Source organism: Gilliamella sp. App6-5, from assembly GCF_001690525.1.
GTDB lineage: Bacteria > Pseudomonadota > Gammaproteobacteria > Enterobacterales > Orbaceae > Gilliamella > Gilliamella apicola_H.
On sequence record NZ_LZGT01000014.1, the window covers coordinates 59255 to 77759 of the forward strand.

Consider the following 18505-nt stretch of genomic DNA (forward strand, 5'->3'; position numbering starts at 1 on the left):
ATTATTTAACATAATATACATTATTATAACGTATTGATTTTAATGGCTATTTATTTTTATTAATTTGTTAATAGATTGATTAATTTAACATTTTACTGGTAAATCGTGTTTTTTAAATTGAGGTCATGATTATACAGGTTTCATCGTCTAGTTTTACGTACGTTTATCTTGGTGCGCGTAATGTATATTATGTTAAATAATATTTAATTAATACAATGAAAAATTATAAAATATGATTATTTCTTTATTTAGATACTTTAATTTTTTGTCATAAAAATAACATCGCTACCAGGAACTGGCATTTTTAGAATATGCTTTTTTATTTTACCCCAAACCTGCATTTCACAAGCTTTACAATTAAACTTCAGTAGTAATTCTTCATTATTATTTTGAATCAATTTCATTGGTGTAACTTTGGTTTTAACTCCCTGAATCCCTTTTGCTTGTTTTGGACACAAATTAAATGCAAATCGTAAGCAATGTTTCGTTATCATTAATGGTGCATCATCTTTAACTTCATGAGCCTCATAGGCACTTTCGATTAATTCAACTCCATGTTGTGTATAAAATTCTCTTGCTTTATGATTATAAACGTTGGCTAAAAAACTTAAATGATTTTCAGGATAAATTGGAGCCGGTTTCTGTTCAGGTTTACGTCTTTGGGGATGATAATTTGCTAACCTTGCAGCAGTCAATTTATCAATGGTATCCCGTCTAAATTGGTTTAATTGGCTAATTGGAATAAAATAAATTTTTGATAGATTTACTTCAAATTCAGTTAGATAATATATAGATTGTCCTAGTTTAGCTAAATTATCTCTAATATTTATCAATGCTTTATCTGGTTGCTCTGCAAAATCGAATGTGCCCTTTAGTTCTAAATTAACACAAATTCCCTCTTCGCTTTTTGCTTTTAGCTCAATACCATTTTCGATATTATATAGTTCAAATGACACGCCAATTCTACGAGTACTTGATTCTTTCAATAAATTTTGTTGCCACATGTGATCAACATTTCGATTGATTATATAAGGTAATTTAGCTGAAAACAGTGGTTTAGGGATTTCATTTGGGTAAATTCGGTATTGATTGACCGAAAGTTTTTCTATCTTATCGGCTCTAAATCCAAAAATCTCTCGTTTTATCAGTACATTTAAACCATCTCCGTTAGTTAATATTTTCTCGGATTTAATATCGATGGTTTTAGGCGTAATCTTGGTTATCTCTCCAATTTGTAAGCCAATAAATTTAGGTGAATTGAAAGCGCCTATATTTGGCTTTCTTCCGTGTACAAAATAATCCGTGCTTCCTCGATGAAATGTTTGGTTAGGATCTGGTGTAAAAAAGTGTTCTGTTCGGCCGCTTGATGCTGGTTGTAGATCAGGAGATTGGGTTAAAATATTATCTAATTTTTGACGATAAAAAGCAGTAATATTTTTGACATAACTTAAATCTTTGTAACGCCCTTCTATTTTGAAAGATCTCACACCTGCTTGAATTAAATCGCTCAAATTATCTGATTGATTATTATCTTTCATTGATAATAAATGTTTATCGTAAGCAACAATACGACCTTGATCATCTTTTAAGGTGAAAGGAAGCCGACAAGCTTGAGAACAATCTCCCCGATTCGCACTACGCCCTGTTTGTGCATGAGAGATATAACACTGTCCTGAAAATGCCACACAAAGTGCACCATGAATAAAAAACTCTATTTTTGCATCAATTTGATCATTAATTTTTGCTATCTCAGCTAAATTAAGTTCACGAGCCAATACTATTTGTGAAAAACCAACATCAGACAAGAATTTGGCTTTTTCAGGTGTTCTAATATCCATTTGAGTGCTAGCATGCAAATCTATGGGTGGAATATCTAGATTTAATATACCCATATCTTGCACAATTAACGCATCAATACCTGCATCATAAAACTGCCATATAAGTTGTCTTGCCGGTTCAAGTTCGTTATCGTGAAGAATGGTATTTAAGGTTACAAACACTTTTGCATAATAACGATGGGCAAATTTGACTAGCTGAGCAATATCGCTAACCGAATTACCTGCATTATATCTAGCACCAAAGTTCGGTCCACCAATATATACGGCATCTGCGCCATGTAAAATAGCCTGCTGTGCAATCTCAATATTTTTAGCGGGACTAAGCAATTCTAATTTATTATTGGTGACAAGATATGACATTATAAACTCTTTGAAAATCTAAATAGCGAATAATTTGGTTTTTATTTTACAAGCATTATTATAAAATTAATAATACTTGTAAAAAAGTTTCAGGAAAGTATGTGTTTGAATATAAATTTGATATAGATCATCTAACCTTAGTTTCGATAAGTTTCATTCCTTAAAGCCTCTATACGTTTTTCTAATGGTGGATGAGACATAAACAATTCAGAAATTTTTGCTTTTTTAGCACCATTAATGCAAAATGCTAAAATTGAAGTATCTTCACTCGGTTCATGGCTAGTTTTTAGTTTTTCTAACGCGGCAATCATTTTTGTACTGCCTACTAATTTAGCCGAACCAGCATCAGCGTGAAATTCTCGATAACGAGAAAACCACATAGCTATAAGGCTTGCTAAAATACCAAATACGGTTTCAAAAACCATAACTATCAAGAAATAGGTTAACTGTGATAAACCACGATTACGATCATCCAATGCTTGAGCTACAACGGATGCTAACATTCTTGAAATAAAAATAACAAAAGTATTAAGAACTCCTTGTAATAAAGTCATTGTGACCATATCGCCATTAGCAACATGGCTCATTTCATGACCAATCACTGCTTCAGCTTCATCTTGAGTCATCGTATTTAATAAACCAGTACTTACCGCAACAAGAGAGCTATTTTTGGTTGCGCCAGTTGCAAAAGCATTTACGTCTTGAGCATGATAAATAGCAACATCTGGCATTTTTATATTAAGTTCTGTTGATAAGCGACGAACAATATCGAGTAACCATTGCTCTTGATTATTACTGGGTTGAGAAATAATTTGTCCCCCTACTGACCGCAAAGCCATTCGCTTAGACAATAAAAGGGATATAAAAGATCCTCCAAAACCAAAGATTGCTGCAAAAATAAGTAATCCTAAAGTACTATGCGCATCAACGCCTAAAATACTTAGAATAATTCCAAATACTAACATAACCGCTAAGTTAGTTAGAATAAATAATCCAACTCGCATCATAATTTTGCTCTTTTTATATATTACATGTATTTCAAATTTTTAATGATTAAATTAAATTAAAATATCACGAATTATTAATTAATAACCCACTGCTTATGATCGCAAAAATGCAGCCTAGATACAACTATCAATATAAGTATATTTTGAGGAATATGCGATATTTGCTTGTTTGTTAAACATAAAGCGAATTGAATATTTTATAACATACTGAAGTAAATAACCGATGAGAAAGTACTGGAGGAGACTCTATCAGCCGCATCCCACACACATGCTTTTTACTTTGGCTGCTTCCTTCCGGACCTGACCTGATGAGCAAAAAAATGTTGCAAGAGAACCCATAGAGCCTCCATTGGAGGTATTATTATGCTTTATTTAAGAAACTAATACAACTATTTTTATGAAAATTTACTACGCCCTTCTAATATATTCAATAAAAGAAAGGCATTATATTGAAAAAGTAGGATCAAAACTTAGCAACTAGATAACTAAATTTTTTTCTACACGCTCTCTAAATTTAATTCCAGGTCTAAATGTAACAACTCGACGAGCAGAGATATCCACACTTTCGCCTGTCTTTGGATTACGTCCTGGACGTGAATTCTTATCACGTACTGCAAAATTACCAAATCCAGATAATTTTACGGGCTCTCCTTTTTCTAAAGCCACACGGATCTCTTCAAAAAAGAGTTCAACAAGGACTTTAGCTTCTTGACGATCAATGTTAAATTTTTCGGCAAGACGATCTGCAATATCAGCTTTAGTTAATGTCATAGTTATTATTCTCTTAATAGGGCTTCAAAACGATTTTGTAAAGCAGTGACGCACTTACTTACAATGTTTGTTATATCTTCTTCTTCAAGTGTACGCGATTTATCTTGCAAAATCAAACTGATAGCAAGACTTTTTTGATCTTCCTTGATATTTTCGCCTTGATAAACATCAAACAGATTAACTTTTATAAGTTGCTCACCACCAGCTTGCTTACACTCAGAAATAATATCTGCTACTGGAATTGTATTTGATACAACAATAGCTATATCCCGCTTGTTCGATGGATACTTTGATAAATCTTGAGCAACAGGTACTTTCTTGCTATCAATTTTAGCTAAATTTATTTCAAAAACAAGCGTTTTACTATTTAAAGATAATTTTTTTTCAATTTCTGGATGTAAGACACCAAAATAGCCTACTATATCATCATTTAAATAAATATCTGCACTCTGTCCTGGATGTAAGGTAGTAAGCTGCGATTTCTTAAATTGCACTTTATCTGCACAGCCTAAAAGTGAAAAAATTGACTCAATATCACCTTTAAGATCGTAGAAATCCACGTGCTTTTTAGGAAGCTGCCAGTGTTCTTCGTACAAACTACCTGTAACGATACCAGATAACATCAGTTCTTGGTGTACACCTAATTCACATTTTTCATCTGGTATAAAACGTAAACCTATTTCAAATAATCGTATACGTGCTTGCTGACGATTTTGGTTATATAATACCGCATCTAATAACCCAGACCATAGCGATAAACGCATGACTGACATTTCACTTGAAATCGGGTTAGGTAGCTTGATTCCAGACTGTTCAGGATGAAGAATTTGCTGAACTTTTGGATCAACAAAGCTATATGTAACTGCTTCTTGATACCCTTTATCAACCAATAAGTCTTTTACTCTTCGTAATGATATTTGACTTTCTGGTTTTGGTCTCATTACTGATTCAATCTTCAGGTTAGCATTTGGGATATTGTTATATCCGTAAATTCGAGCTATTTCTTCAACTAGATCTTCTTCAATTTGTAAATCAAAACGCCAACTTGGTGATTTTACAACCCACACATTCTCTTTGTATTCAACTTCACAACCGAGTCTAACTAAAATATCAGTGATCTTTTGTGTTTCGATTGCATAACCAATAATACGATCAATTTTATTGCGACGTAACTGGATAGTTGCTTGTACAGGAAGTTCTTCTTTATGTGTTACATCAATAATTGGACCAGCTTCGCCACCACAGATATCAATTAATAATTTGCTAGCTCGTTCCATTGCTACAAATTGTAGAGATGGGTCGACTCCACGCTCATAACGGTGTGACGCTTCTGTATGTAAACCATATTCACGAGCTTTACCTGTTATTGCTAATGGATTAAAAAACGCAGATTCAAGAAACACATCTTTAGTCGATTGCGTTACGCCTGATTTCTCCCCCCCCATAATTCCTGCTAATGCTAAGATTTTTTGGTGATCGGCAATAACTAAGGTTTTATCATTAAGTTTAACTTCATTACCATTAAGTAAAACAAGTTTCTCCTCTTTTTGGGCATAACGAACAACAATACCCTTCTCTATTTCAGCCAAATCGAACGCATGCATTGGATGACCAAGTTCTAATAATACATAGTTGGTAATATCAACGATTGCATCAATAGAGCGGATTCCACCACGGCGTAGTTTTTCTTTCATCCATAATGGCGTTGTGGCATTAACGTTGATGCCTTTAATTACACGACCTAAATAACGTGGTGCTGCTTTCGGTTCATCTATCTGGATTGGTAATGTATCATTAATTGTTACAGATACATTGTCAACTTTTAGTTCTTTCATAGCAATATTGTTAACGGCAGAAATATCTCTGGCAATGCCAACAATTCCAAAACAATCCGCTCGATTTGGTGTAACACTAATATCTATTATAACGTCATTAAGATTTAAATATTCACGAAGATCCATGCCTAAAGGTGCATCATCTGGCAACTCAATGATTCCATTATGATCATCTGAAATTCCCAATTCAGAATAAGAACAAAGCATTCCTTCCGAAGGTTCGCCTCGTAATTTAGCCGCTTTAATTTTAAAATCGTCAGGTAATACAGCTCCCACTGTTGCACAAGCAACAGTTAAACCTTGACGGCAATTTGGCGCACCACAAACAATATCAAGTAATTCGGCTTTACCTATATCAACTTTTGTTACGCGAAGTTTATCTGCATTCGGATGTTGCATACATTCAACAACTTTACCGACAACTACTCCAGTAAAATCGCCCGCTACTTTTTCAACATCCTCGACTTCTAAACCAGCCATTGTCAATTGATTGGCAAGCATTTCGCTACTAATTTCTGGATTGATCCATTCACGTAGCCAATTTTCACTAAATTTCATGTTTTGATCTCCAGAATTAATTAAATTGCTTTAAAAAACGTAAGTCATTTTCAAAAAAAGAACGCAAATCTGTGACACCGTAACGTAGCATGGTTAATCGCTCTATACCCATACCAAAAGCAAAACCACTATAGATTTCAGGATCAATGCCCACATTACGTAATACATTAGGATGTACCATTCCACAACCTAACACTTCTAACCATTTACCGTTTTTAGCTTTAATATCAACTTCAGCTGAAGGTTCTGTAAATGGAAAATAGGCTGGTCTAAAACGAATTTCCATATTATCTTCAAAAAAGCAATGAAGAAAATCGTGTAATAACCCTTTTAAATGTGTAAAGCTGATATCCTTATCAACCAGTAAGCCTTCCATTTGGTGGAACATAGGCGTATGAGTCTGATCATAATCATTGCGATAAGTTCTACCTGGTGCAATGATTCGGATTGGGGGTTTTTGGTTTTCCATAGTGCGAATTTGCACAGTTGACGTCTGTGTTCTTAATAATCGTTTTGCATCAAACCAAAATGTATCGTGATCAGCACGCGCAGGATGATGAGCCGGAATATTCAGTGCATCAAAATTATGGTAGTCATCTTCAATTTCAGGACCAGTTTCAACAACAAAACCCAGCTCACCAAAAAAATCAACTAATCGATTAATTGTTTTTGTGACTGGATGTAATCCACCTAATTCAAGTGATTTACCTGGCAACGTAATATCAATTGTTTCATTGGCTAGTTTTGCATCAAGCGCCTGTCGTTCTAAAAAATTACGCTTTTGATTTAATATTTCAACTACTTCTTGCTTTGCCTCATTGATTTTTTGACCGACAGCTGGACGCTCATCGGCAGGAACATCACGTAAAGAAGCCATCTGCATGGTAAAATAGCCTTTTTTTCCAAAATACTCCACTCGAATTTGTTCGATCGAATTAATATCATTAGCACTTTCAATAGCGGATTTGGCATTATTCACCAGTTCAACTAATTGAGACATACAGTTCTCCTGCTTGTTGTTCATTGCATAAAAAAAGCCTCTTTTGAGGCTTTTATAATCATTTTTCGTTTTTTCTTTGCCTCATGAATTTATATTGCAACAGAAACCAAAAAAGAAACGAAAAATAACTATGTTCATAATTAATTTACTCTTCAAAAATATCAAAATTAGAATGATAAAAGCCGAGATGACTCGGCTTTTATCAAGTTATTATAGTGCTGCTTTTGCTTTTTCAACTAATGCAGCAAATGCATTTTTGTCAAATACAGCAATGTCAGCAAGGATCTTACGATCGATTTCAATTGATGCTTTCTTTAACCCATTGATAAAACGGCTATAAGAAAGACCACATTGACGAGCTGCAGCATTAATACGAACAATCCATAATTGACGGAATTGGCGTTTACGTTGACGACGGTCACGGTAAGCATATTGTCCAGCTTTAATTACAGCTTGGAAAGCAACACGATATACACGTGAACGAGCTCCATAATAACCTTTTGCTTGTTTTAAAATTTTCTTGTGACGTGCACGAGCAATAACACCACGTTTAACACGAGCCATAAACTATATCCTCTAAATAATTAACCAAAATTAAGCGTATGGAACACACGCAGTAACTAAACCTAAATCGCCTTTTGACACAGTCGTCAAACCACGTAAATGACGTTTACGTTTAGTTGATTTTTTAGTTAGGATATGACTTTTGTTAGCTTGCTTATGCTTAAAGCCACCAGAAGCTGTTTTTTTAAAGCGCTTTGCTGCGCCTTTTACAGTTTTAATTTTAGGCATTTTATTAATTTCCACTTCGCATTGTTAATAAAAATAAAATAATGGTGTAATTTTCAATAAATCAAAAATTAGCTTGTAAAACCACTATTTCTTCTTCGGCGCAAGCACCATAATCATTTGTCGACCTTCAATCTTAGTTGGATAAGACTCAATGATCGCCAAATCAGCTAAGTCTTCTTTAATGCGATCAAGCATCTCAGAACCTAACTGTTGGTGAGCCATCTCACGACCACGAAAACGTAATGTGACTTTAGCTTTATCGCCATCTTCAAGAAAGCGAATCAGGCTGCGGAGTTTTACCTGATAGTCGCCTTCGTCTGTACCAGGTCGGAACTTAATTTCCTTAACCTGAACAACCTTTTGCTTTTTTTTCTGCTCTTTTGTTGCTTTACTCTTTTCATAGAGGAACTTGCCATAATCCATAATTCGACAAACAGGTGGCTCTGCATTAGGGCTTATTTCAACTAAATCTAAGGTTGCCTCTTCAGCTTGTTTTAAAGCTTCATCTAAGCTTACTATACCGAGCTGCTCACCATCGACGCCGGTTAATCTCACCTCACGAGCGGTAATTTCATCGTTGATCTTATGTGCTCGTGTTGACTGAATTCGTTTACTGACTTTAATATCTCATTCCTCCAAATTAATTTATCATTAATTCATTTGTTCTAATGAACGACTATGAATTTCGTTAAGCAACAATTCTATAACATGTTTCACTTCAAAGCTACCAAGATCTTTACCTTGGCGAGTTCGAACTGAAATTGTTCCTGATTCCATTTCTTTGTCTCCACAAACAAACATATAAGGAACACGTTTAAGAGTATGCTCGCGAATTTTAAACCCTATTTTCTCATTTCTCAAGTCCGCTTTTGCTCTAATGCCAACTTTTTGTAGTTGCGCGGTTAATTGTTTTGCATATTCAGCTTGATTATCGGTAATATTAATTACTGCAACTTGCAATGGAGCAAGCCATGTAGGAAAAAATCCTGCGCAGTTTTCTGTTAAGATCCCCATAAAGCGCTCCATTGAACCTAAAATGGCTCTATGAATCATAACGGGAACATGACGTTCGTTGTCTTCACCAACATAAGTTGCATCTAAACGTTCTGGTAGCATAAAGTCTAGTTGAACAGTACCACATTGCCATGCACGTCCTAAACAGTCATGTAGAGTAAACTCGATTTTTGGTCCATAAAAGGCACCCTCACCTGGTAGATATTCAAAATCAATGCCGTTCTCAGTTAAACATTCGGCCAAATCTTTTTCTGCAAGATCCCATGTTTCATCTTTACCGATTCGTTTTTCTGGACGAGTGGATAACTTAACAGTAATATCTGTAAAACCGAAAGTACTATAAGTATCGTAAACCATTTTGATACAGCTATTAACTTCACTGCGAATTTGACTTTCAGTACAAAAAATATGTGCATCATCTTGGGTAAAACCTCGAACACGCATCAATCCGTGTAAAGACCCAGATGGCTCGTTTCGATGACAACTACCAAATTCTGCCATACGTAATGGTAAATCACGATAAGATTTTAAACCTTGATTAAAAATCTGTACGTGCCCTGGACAGTTCATTGGCTTAATACAATATTCACGATTTTCAGATGAAGTGACAAACATTAACTCTTTATAATTACCCCAATGCCCTGTTTTTTCCCATAAAACACGATCCATCATAAATGGACCTTTTACTTCTTGATAATCGTACTCTTTCAATTTAGTGCGAACAAAAACCTCAAGTTCACGGAAGATAATCCATCCATCATTATGCCAAAATACCATACCGGGTGCTTCTTCTTGCATATGATAAAGATCAAGCTGTTTACCTATTTTACGGTGATCACGTTTAGCCGCTTCTTCTAAAAATTGTAAATAGCTATCAAGTTGTTTTTTATCTGCCCATGCTGTTCCATAAATACGTTGTAACATTTTATTGTCACTATTACCGCGCCAATAAGCACCTGCAACTTTTTGCAATTTAAAATGGTGGCAAAAACGCATATTAGGTACATGTGGTCCACGACACATATCAATATATTCTTCGTGATGATAAAGTGCTGGTTTTGAATCTTTAGGGATATTCTCATCCAAGATAGCAATTTTATAGGGTTCACGTCGCTCCCAAAATACTTCTCTAGCTTGTTCCCAACTAACAACTTCTTTTTTTACTTCATAATCTTTTTTAGCCAATTCATGCATGCGCTTTTCTAATGCATCAAGATCTTCCTGCGTTAGTGAGTGATCTAAATCAACGTCATAATAAAAGCCATTATCAATTGTTGGACCGATTGCCATTTGTGTATCAGGCCATAATTGCTTAATCGCATGACCTAATAAATGCGCACAAGAATGACGAATAATTTCAAGTCCATCTTCGTCTTTAGTAGTAATGATGGCTAATGTTGCATCTTGCTCAATGATATCAGAGGCATCTTTACGCTCACCATTTACACGTCCAGCTATACAAGCTTTTGCCAGCCCTGCACCAATACTTTGTGCAACTTCTAAAACGGTAACGGGTTTATCAAATTGGCGTTGACTTCCATCAGGAAGAGTAATAATTGGCATAATAAATCCTTATAACAGTGGTGCGCCACACGAAAGCGCACTTGCGTACATAAATAAATTGGTCTGATATACTACCACTTATCATCAAGATTTTAAATAGAAAGAATCAGTTTATATCAACATAAATAAATTCATAAAATAGAATAAACTGCTGGTTTACCTAAAATATTTTCACAAAAAATGAATAGCACTTTTCCCCTAATAACAGCTATAATTGCTAGCAATTGATATTTTATAATATAGACATACTGGTTATGAACATTTGGATTGATGCCGATGCATGCCCAAACCCAATTAAAGAGATTTTATATCGAGTAGCTAACCGGAAAGCAATTAATGTTGTATTAATTGCTAATCAGCGATTATATCTCCCTTCCTCGCCTTATATCAAAAGCTTGCAAGTTGAAAAAGGATTTGATGTTGCAGACAATAAAATTATTGAGTTGGTTAAAAAAAATGATTTAGTCATTACGTCTGACATTCCACTTGCATCAGAGGTTTTAAATAAAGGTGCTTTAGTCCTCACGCCACGGGGAGAACAATATACACTTGATACAATTAAAGAACGATTAACTATGCGAGATTTTATGGAAACGATGCGAGCTAGCGGAATACAGTCTAAAGGTCCTTCTCCTTTTTCAAACAGAGATAGAGAAAAGTTTGCCAATCAGCTTGATATTCTAATATGTAGAATCGTTTAACCTTTTGTTTTCTATCTTTTGAATCTTCGAATATTTACTCATCATGCTACATCTTTATGAAAGTCTGTGTTACTTTCTCGCCTTTTCCATTTGTTTGTTGGTAAATAGATTTCGTGAATTTTTGATTAATTGAGGGTTAATAAGGTTTTAACCAATAGATACTACCAATTCTCAATTAATTACGAAACGGCATAGAATCCTGAATATTTTTTACAAAAATATAGTCTAAAATATGAATAGTAGTATAAATACTCCATCGTGAGCACAAAACTGACGTAGAAAATAACGTAACCTGTTTTGACTGACGTTTAATGCCATAAGGAATGATTTTATAACCTTTCTTCTTACGGGTATGGGGGGCGAACAACTTCAATCTGACTTTCTTTAGCGCATTATAAGTTATAGATACTCGGACGACTGACCACAGAGCCCCATATCACATCACCTTTGATTCGGCGATGTATATTCATTACAGTTTTTTTCAAATTACAGTAAACAACGCGAGTAATTCCTACACCAAAATACAAATTATCAAAATTAGCATAGTTTACTGATAAATTTCAGTAAGATTAGATTTTTAAAAATAGCTCCCTACTTTTAAATGGTTTTGATCCTACATAAGGTTTTAATGCCATTCTGGTAAACCGTTTAGCCGCTTTTAACGTACAGTCATTATCAAATTGACGTTTTCCAAAAGCTAAAACTTGCTCCCCTGTAAAGCTTGTACTATTTTGTAATAAACTACTAATAAAACCTTTTTCGCTTTCGTATTGATAATGCATCGATTTAACAATATCATCACCAGTTACACAGCAATGAAAATAATCGATGTGATATCCTAAATTTTCTAATAAAGATAATTCAAAAGCTCGCAGCACATTTTCAGCAGGAATTTGTTGGGCTAATTGTCGCAAGCTTGTTAGATAATCATCAAAAAGAGTTGGCATTTCTGTTTCTGCAACTAAAACTCGATGTAATAGCTCATTTAAATAGAATGCGCTATATAAGAAAATAGATACTAACGGTAATGCCAGCGACATAGCTTCAACTTGCCGCAATGTTTTTATTTCACCTTGACCTGAATATTGTACAATGAGCGGGGTAAAAGGTTGCAACATGCCTTTTAATGCTGAACTTTTTCTCCTAGCCCCTTTGGCTAACACCGTTATTTTTCCGACATTTTCAACAAATAAATCAACTAATAAACTACTTTCAGTGTAAAAACGAGTATGTAGTATAAATGCTCTTTGCCAACTTTCCATTAAAATGCCTTTAAATTATATTTTTGGTTAATAATTGCACACAACGCAAAAAGAAATAAATTTTTCAAATTTTCACCTGAAATCTAGCTCAAATTCCGCTATAATCAATACAAACAATAGGATTATAGGATAAATAAAAGAGAAGCTATGGATCTTTTTTCAATAATTTTGCTACTAGTATTAATTGTATCACTTTCTGGCGTCGTTATTAAAATGTTACCAATACAAATTCCATTGCCACTAATGCAAATATTGTTAGGTTGTATATTGGCTGCCTTTGGTGTTTATGTAAAATTTGACCCAGAATTATTTCTTGTTTTATTCATTCCACCATTACTGTTTGCTGATGGGCGTAAAACATCGGTAAAAGACTTTGTGCACAATGTCAGAGAAATTGTTGGACTAGCGCTAGTTTTAGTTGTAATAACAATTGTCGCTGTTGGTTATTTACTTTATTGGATGTTACCAAAAGGAGTTGAATTAGCAGCAACATTTGCACTAGCTGCAGTTTTATCGCCAACAGATGCTGTAGCATTAAGTGGAATTGTGGGGAAAGGACGCATTGAAAAAGAGAAAATGGAGATCATCGAAGGTGAAGCATTGATGAATGATGCTTCAGGTTTGGTGTCTTTAAAATTTGCTATTGCTATTGCTGTTGGTGATGCGGTATTTAACATCTTTGACGTGAGTATACAATTTTTTATAGTTGCGCTTGGTGGCTTAGCTATTGGTGTTTTATTTACTTGGCTATATGCACGTATTTTACGTAAAATAAATCAGCTGACTCACAATGACCCAGCAATTCAAATCGTATTATTATTCTTACTCCCATTTGCCGCTTATATTATTGCCGAGGAATGTCATTGTTCTGGTATTTTAGCAGCCGTAAGCGCAGGTATGACAGTTAATCATTCTGGTATGATGCGAAATGCACCATTAACTGCGCGTTTGCAATCAGATAGCACATGGTCAATGCTAACATTTGTTTTTAATGGATTCGTATTCGTTTTATTAGGTATTCAGTTACCAAGCATTCTGAACAATACTTTTGCCGAAAACCAGATTGATACCTCAATTGAAGTATGGCAATTATGTTTAATTGTTTTATTTGTTTTTGTGGTATTAATGGGAACTCGATTCGCCTGGTTGTGGGCAATGAAACATCTGCCAGTCATGCCACTTGGTACAAAACGCCCTCTTGCATTTAGAGAATACTCAACAAGAGATCTATTAATTTCGACATTTGCTGGTGTTAGAGGAGCGATCACTTTAGCAGGTGTGTTATCTATTCCAATGACAATTGGTGGTCGTTATCAACTTGTTTTTATTGCAACAGGTATAATTTTAATTTCATTGATAGCAGCAGTTATCATATTACCTATCTTATTACGAGGTAGTGTAATTTTAGACAATTCTGAACAACAAAATGAAATTTTAACAGTCAAAGGTCAAATGGCCGAAGAAGCAATTATCAGTCTTGAAAAAATGCAAAATAATTTATTGCAAGAAACATCTGAAGCTGGTTTAGATCAAGAAATTATTCATGAAATTGGTTCTCGTGTTATTGGTTCGTTAAGACGTCGAACAGGTCTTAAAGATTTAGAGCAAAAAGCGCTTGAGGCAGAAAACTTAGAGAGGCGTATGCGTCTCGTTGCAATTGGTGCAGAGCGCACAGCTTTGCTACAAATGAAAATTCGTAATGAGGTGAGTGAAGAAACATTTGAACATCTGAATACTGATTTAGATATTTATGAAAAAATGATTTCTGGAGATGCATAAATGATTGGAGCAAAAAGTCAAATTCTAAACAAGATTCATTCACAGTTTGTCAATAATGGGCCTCATCTTTTGGGGCTTACTTTACGATGCATTCCTTTTAATGTCAAAAAGCAAGCTATAGAACAATTATTACAGCTACAATTTGAACATTCCCTAGAAGATGGCGATCTCGATTTTTTAGAAAATCGTTGGCTTAAAATAGAAGTTACTGATCTGGGGCTTATCTGGTTTGTAAGTTTGATTGAAAATAAATTAGTTGTTAGCCGAGAAGAAATTGCTGATGTGAGCTTTATCGGTAATGCTAATGATTTAATTATGATAGCAACTAGACGTCAAGATCCCGATACCTTATTTTTTCAACGCCGCTTAATTGTTGAAGGAGATACTGAGTTGGGTCTTTATGTTAAAAACCTTATGGACTCAATCGAATTAGAAACCATGCCCAAATTTTTGAGGCTAACACTTGAAAAACTAGCAAATATTATCGAAAGTGCACCTACCAACTAATAAAAAATAAATAAAGTAAGGTCTTCTAGAATCCAACATTCAGGTAAAATCTTCTCAGTACCATATCTGTGTTCAAGAATAAACATAACAGCGTCGGGAATAGAATAAAACAATACGAGCAAAATTACTCAATGAAAAACAACCTAGAACAGCCAACTTTTTACTTTCATGATTATGAAACTTTTGGAACTCATCCAGCATTAGATCGCCCCGCACAATTTGCTGGAGTTCGAACTGATAAAGATTTTAATATTATTGAAAAACCTCTAGTTATATATTGTCATCAAGCCCCAGATTATCTACCCAATCCTGAAGCTGTACTAATTACGGGAATTACCCCTCAAGAAGCCAATCAAAAAGGTGTTTGTGAAGCAGAATTTACTCGCTTAATTCATCAAGCTTTTAGTGAACCGAATACATGTATTCTTGGCTATAACAATATTCGTTTTGATGATGAAGTTACTCGTAATATTTTATATCGTAATTTTTATGATCCTTACGCCTATAGTTGGAAAAATGGAAATTCCAGATGGGATTTGCTTGATGTAGTTCGAGCTTGTTATGCACTAAGGCCAGAAGGAATTAATTGGCCAATAAATGATGAGGGCTTACCAAGTTTTCGTTTGGAGCATTTAACAAAAGCGAACAACATTAAGCATGAACATGCACATGATGCGATGTCTGATGTTTATGCGACTATTGCAATGGCTAAATTAATAAAAGCGAAGCAGCCTAAATTATTTGATTATTTTTTCCAATTACGTAAAAAAAATAAAGTTGCAGAACTTATTGATGTGGTTAATATCACGCCACTAGTTCACGTATCGGGCATGTTAGGTAGTCACCGTGGAAACCTATCTGTAGTTGCACCTATAACTTGGCATCCAGTACAAAATAATGCCGCTATTATTTGTGATTTAACTGGAGATATTGATCTCTTAATTAAACTACCAGTCGAGCAAATAAAAGAAAAACTGTACACAAAAACTGAAGATCTTCAATTGGGCGAAGCACGAATACCTTTAAAATTGGTTCATACCAATAAATGCCCTATTATTGCACCATTAAAAACCTTATTACCTGAAAACGCCGAAAGATTTAACATTGATATAAAGCAATGCTTAATCAACCAACAAAAGCTATTACAAAATCAAAAATTATTACAAGATAAAATGCAGGCGTTATTTAATATCGATGAGAATAGCCCTATTAACATTATTAATTCTGATGTTGATGCTCAAATTTACGGGAAATTTTTTAATAATCAAGATAAGTTACGCTGTGATACTGTGCGGACAACCCCTGTTCATTTATTAGATAGTTTATCAATAACATTTGATGATCCGCGTTTAGCAACACTATTTTTTCGATACAAAGCACGAAATTATCCACAAACATTGACAGAACATGAACAGATTATCTGGAAGAATTATTGTCGTGATAAACTTCATGTTCAAAAAATCCAAGATTACTTATTAACATTGGAACAATATGCAGAAACTTATATTCAACAGTCAGAGAAACTTGCAATCATTAAACAACTTTATCATTATTGCCATTATTTAGTTGGTAATTAATTTTGACGGGCGTATTATATATGCAAATAAACCTACTTTCACACTAACTATAGGCATAATAATCATAATTTAAAATTAAGATTAAATTTACGTTATGAAACATTTTCTAGCTAAGCACGCCACCATCAAACATCGATTATATTCTTTGTACTATACACTTTTCAGTTATGGTCGAGGATTGGCCTTATTAACTCTCTGTCTATGGAGCGGTGATATTATTTCTAAAATATTACCTATAATGATTCCTGGCAGTATTATCGGTTTGTTAATTCTATTCTTCTTACTTGCTTTTCAACTAATTCCCACCTGTTGGATCAAAAATAGCTGTAATCTATTCATGCGTTACATGACATTACTTTTCATTCCTGCTGCAATGGGAATAATGGATAATTATTCACTTTTATTGCAAAATTGGATACCGATAATATTTGGCTGTGTTGGTGGATCATTCATCGTATTACTTGTAACTGCTTTTTTAACGGAACAATGTCATAAGGTCGTGCCAAAAAGAAAAGAGGAGAACCATCAACCATGATATGGATGCTACCATTAACGCTTTGTGTTTTTCTCGTTATTCGAAAAATATCGTTTAAAATAAAAAATCCGTTATTTAACCCTTTAGTGATTTCGGTCATAGTCTTAATTCCAATATTACTCATCACCAACACAAGCTATATACAATACGTTGGTAACGTACAAATCATTAATGATTTATTGCCTTATTCTGTTGTTGCCCTCGCCTATCCTTTATATGAACTTATTCCACAAATTAAAGCACGTTGGAAGTCAATTATGATTATTACTTTTATCGCTTCGCTTTCTTCAATGATAACCGGTGTTTGTATTGTATTTTGGCTAGGTGGAAATACTGAAATTGCCGCATCGGTTTTACCGAAATCGGTGACCACAGCTATTGCTGTAACAATTGCGAATAATCAAGGAGGAATACCTTCCATAGCTGCACTTTGTGTGATACTAGTTGGTACGCTAGGTGGCATATTTGGGCATCAAATATTGAATTTAGTAAAAATAAAATCAGCACCAGCGAGAGGATTATCAATTGGTGCGATCTCACATGCTGTTGGAACCGCTCGTTGTATCGAAGTTGATTATAATGAAGGTGCATATAGTTCGTTATCCTTGGTTTTATGTGGCATCATGACATCATTGACAGCACCGTTTTTATTTCCAATAATGGTATTTATTTTTAACTGGTTTTAGCATGAAATTAAAAAAGCTTATTGCTTATATAGCTAGTTTCTGTTTGGTTTCAATAATGGCAATTGCCAGTTTAGATTATTGGATCAGCTATAAAACAGCTCCTTATATTTATCATGATGAAAACCAATTGCCCTATCGAGCAATTGGTGTCGTGCTTGGTACCTCAAAGTATGTTCGAGGTGGTGGCTTAAATGATTTTTACCGTAATCGCATTAATGGAGCAATTGATCTTTATTGGCAAAACAAAGTTGATTATCTATTACTAAGTGGTGATAACGCTCTTTTGAGTTACAACGAACCCATTACTATGAAGAAAGATTTGATAAAAGCAGGTATTCCTAGTAATTCAATTGTTTTAGATTATGCTGGATTCCGAACTTTTGATTCTGTTATTCGAGCCAATAAAGTATTTGATGCAAATGATTTTACGATTATTACTCAAGAGTTTCATTGCGAACGAGCTATTTTTATTGCTCTAGCACAAGATATACAAGCACAATGTTTTGCTGTGCCTTCTCCTAAAAGTATGAAGTTAGTCAGAATTCGTGAAATGTTTGCTCGCGTTGGTGCTTTTATTGATCTTTATGTTTTGAAAAAAGAACCTAAATATCTTGGTCCTACAATTCCCATCCTCTCCAATGCCCAGTAGTCATCCTTAAGGATAAAATTTCGTCAAAAAGTTTCAGGAAAGCATACGTTTTAGTATAAAAACAAAGCAAA

At 34.4% G+C, this 18505-nt stretch carries 17 protein-coding genes and 1 other RNA gene; 7 read left to right on the forward strand and 11 right to left on the reverse strand.

Annotation, left to right across the window (positions count from 1 at the left end; genetic code table 11):
* Nucleotides 1–257: 257 nt before the first annotated feature.
* The 10 genes from A9G24_RS02025 to thrS form a co-directional block, all read right to left on the reverse strand.
* Nucleotides 258–2198: a peptidase U32 family protein gene (locus tag A9G24_RS02025; protein ID WP_065637549.1), complete on the reverse strand. Its 1941-nt coding sequence runs from the start codon at nucleotides 2196–2198 to the stop codon at nucleotides 258–260.
* Between the two features lie 137 nt (nucleotides 2199–2335).
* Complete coding sequence (gene htpX, locus A9G24_RS02030; RefSeq protein WP_065637550.1) at nucleotides 2336–3205, reverse strand: protease HtpX; 870 nt, start codon at nucleotides 3203–3205, stop codon at nucleotides 2336–2338.
* Nucleotides 3206–3449: 244 nt separating this feature from the next.
* Nucleotides 3450–3545, reverse strand: an RNA gene (gene ffs / locus A9G24_RS02035) — signal recognition particle sRNA small type.
* Between the two features lie 137 nt (nucleotides 3546–3682).
* Nucleotides 3683–3976 carry an integration host factor subunit alpha gene (locus tag A9G24_RS02040; RefSeq protein WP_065637551.1) on the reverse strand — a complete coding sequence of 98 codons (294 nt, stop codon included), beginning with the start codon at nucleotides 3974–3976 and terminating at the stop codon, nucleotides 3683–3685.
* Between the two features lie 5 nt (nucleotides 3977–3981).
* Complete coding sequence (gene pheT / locus A9G24_RS02045; RefSeq protein WP_065637552.1) at nucleotides 3982–6369, reverse strand: phenylalanine--tRNA ligase subunit beta; 2388 nt, start codon at nucleotides 6367–6369, stop codon at nucleotides 3982–3984.
* 16 nt (nucleotides 6370–6385) lie between these two features.
* The gene (pheS, locus tag A9G24_RS02050; RefSeq protein ID WP_065637553.1) at nucleotides 6386–7369 is read right to left on the reverse strand and encodes a phenylalanine--tRNA ligase subunit alpha; all 984 of its coding nucleotides are present in this window, start codon (nucleotides 7367–7369) and stop codon (nucleotides 6386–6388) included.
* A gap of 210 nt (nucleotides 7370–7579) precedes the next feature.
* Nucleotides 7580–7933 (reverse strand): 50S ribosomal protein L20, encoded by a 354-nt coding sequence (gene rplT, locus A9G24_RS02055; protein WP_024496189.1) that lies wholly within the window; start codon nucleotides 7931–7933, stop codon nucleotides 7580–7582.
* A 30-nt stretch (nucleotides 7934–7963) separates the two neighbouring features.
* Nucleotides 7964–8161, reverse strand: coding sequence for a 50S ribosomal protein L35 (gene rpmI / locus A9G24_RS02060; RefSeq protein WP_034945602.1), 198 nt, complete (start codon nucleotides 8159–8161; stop codon nucleotides 7964–7966).
* Nucleotides 8162–8245: 84 nt separating this feature from the next.
* Nucleotides 8246–8785 (reverse strand): translation initiation factor IF-3, encoded by a 540-nt coding sequence (gene infC / locus A9G24_RS02065; RefSeq protein WP_065587350.1) that lies wholly within the window; start codon nucleotides 8783–8785, stop codon nucleotides 8246–8248.
* A 27-nt stretch (nucleotides 8786–8812) separates the two neighbouring features.
* Complete coding sequence (thrS, locus tag A9G24_RS02070; RefSeq protein WP_065637554.1) at nucleotides 8813–10738, reverse strand: threonine--tRNA ligase; 1926 nt, start codon at nucleotides 10736–10738, stop codon at nucleotides 8813–8815.
* 254 nt (nucleotides 10739–10992) lie between these two features.
* Between thrS and A9G24_RS02075 the strand changes: the two genes are divergently transcribed.
* Nucleotides 10993–11439, forward strand: a complete 447-nt coding sequence (locus A9G24_RS02075; RefSeq protein WP_065637555.1) for a YaiI/YqxD family protein — start codon at nucleotides 10993–10995, stop codon at nucleotides 11437–11439.
* Between the two features lie 569 nt (nucleotides 11440–12008).
* Here the strand turns inward: A9G24_RS02075 and recO are convergent.
* Nucleotides 12009–12701, reverse strand: a complete 693-nt coding sequence (gene recO, locus A9G24_RS02080; RefSeq protein WP_065637556.1) for a DNA repair protein RecO — start codon at nucleotides 12699–12701, stop codon at nucleotides 12009–12011.
* Between the two features lie 147 nt (nucleotides 12702–12848).
* Here recO and A9G24_RS02085 point away from each other — a divergent pair, with 147 nt between their 5' ends.
* The 6 genes from A9G24_RS02085 (at nucleotide 12849) to A9G24_RS02110 (ending at nucleotide 18434) form a co-directional block, all read left to right on the forward strand.
* Nucleotides 12849–14480 (forward strand): Na+/H+ antiporter, encoded by a 1632-nt coding sequence (locus A9G24_RS02085; protein ID WP_065637557.1) that lies wholly within the window; start codon nucleotides 12849–12851, stop codon nucleotides 14478–14480.
* A gap of 21 nt (nucleotides 14481–14501) precedes the next feature.
* Complete coding sequence (ubiT, locus tag A9G24_RS02090; RefSeq protein ID WP_065637576.1) at nucleotides 14502–14987, forward strand: ubiquinone anaerobic biosynthesis accessory factor UbiT; 486 nt, start codon at nucleotides 14502–14504, stop codon at nucleotides 14985–14987.
* A gap of 131 nt (nucleotides 14988–15118) precedes the next feature.
* Nucleotides 15119–16564, forward strand: coding sequence for an exodeoxyribonuclease I (sbcB, locus tag A9G24_RS02095; RefSeq protein WP_065637558.1), 1446 nt, complete (start codon nucleotides 15119–15121; stop codon nucleotides 16562–16564).
* Nucleotides 16565–16658: 94 nt separating this feature from the next.
* Entirely contained in the window at nucleotides 16659–17099 is a 441-nt protein-coding gene (locus A9G24_RS13275) for a CidA/LrgA family protein (protein WP_081303048.1), read from the forward strand.
* Nucleotides 17096–17785 (forward strand): CidB/LrgB family autolysis modulator, encoded by a 690-nt coding sequence (locus tag A9G24_RS02105; RefSeq protein ID WP_065637559.1) that lies wholly within the window; start codon nucleotides 17096–17098, stop codon nucleotides 17783–17785. Before A9G24_RS13275 ends, A9G24_RS02105 begins: the two co-directional genes overlap by 4 nt.
* 1 nt (nucleotide 17786) lies before the next feature.
* A complete protein-coding gene (locus A9G24_RS02110; RefSeq protein ID WP_065637560.1) occupies nucleotides 17787–18434 on the forward strand; it encodes an ElyC/SanA/YdcF family protein in 648 nt (215 codons plus the stop codon).
* Nucleotides 18435–18505 lie beyond the last annotated feature (71 nt).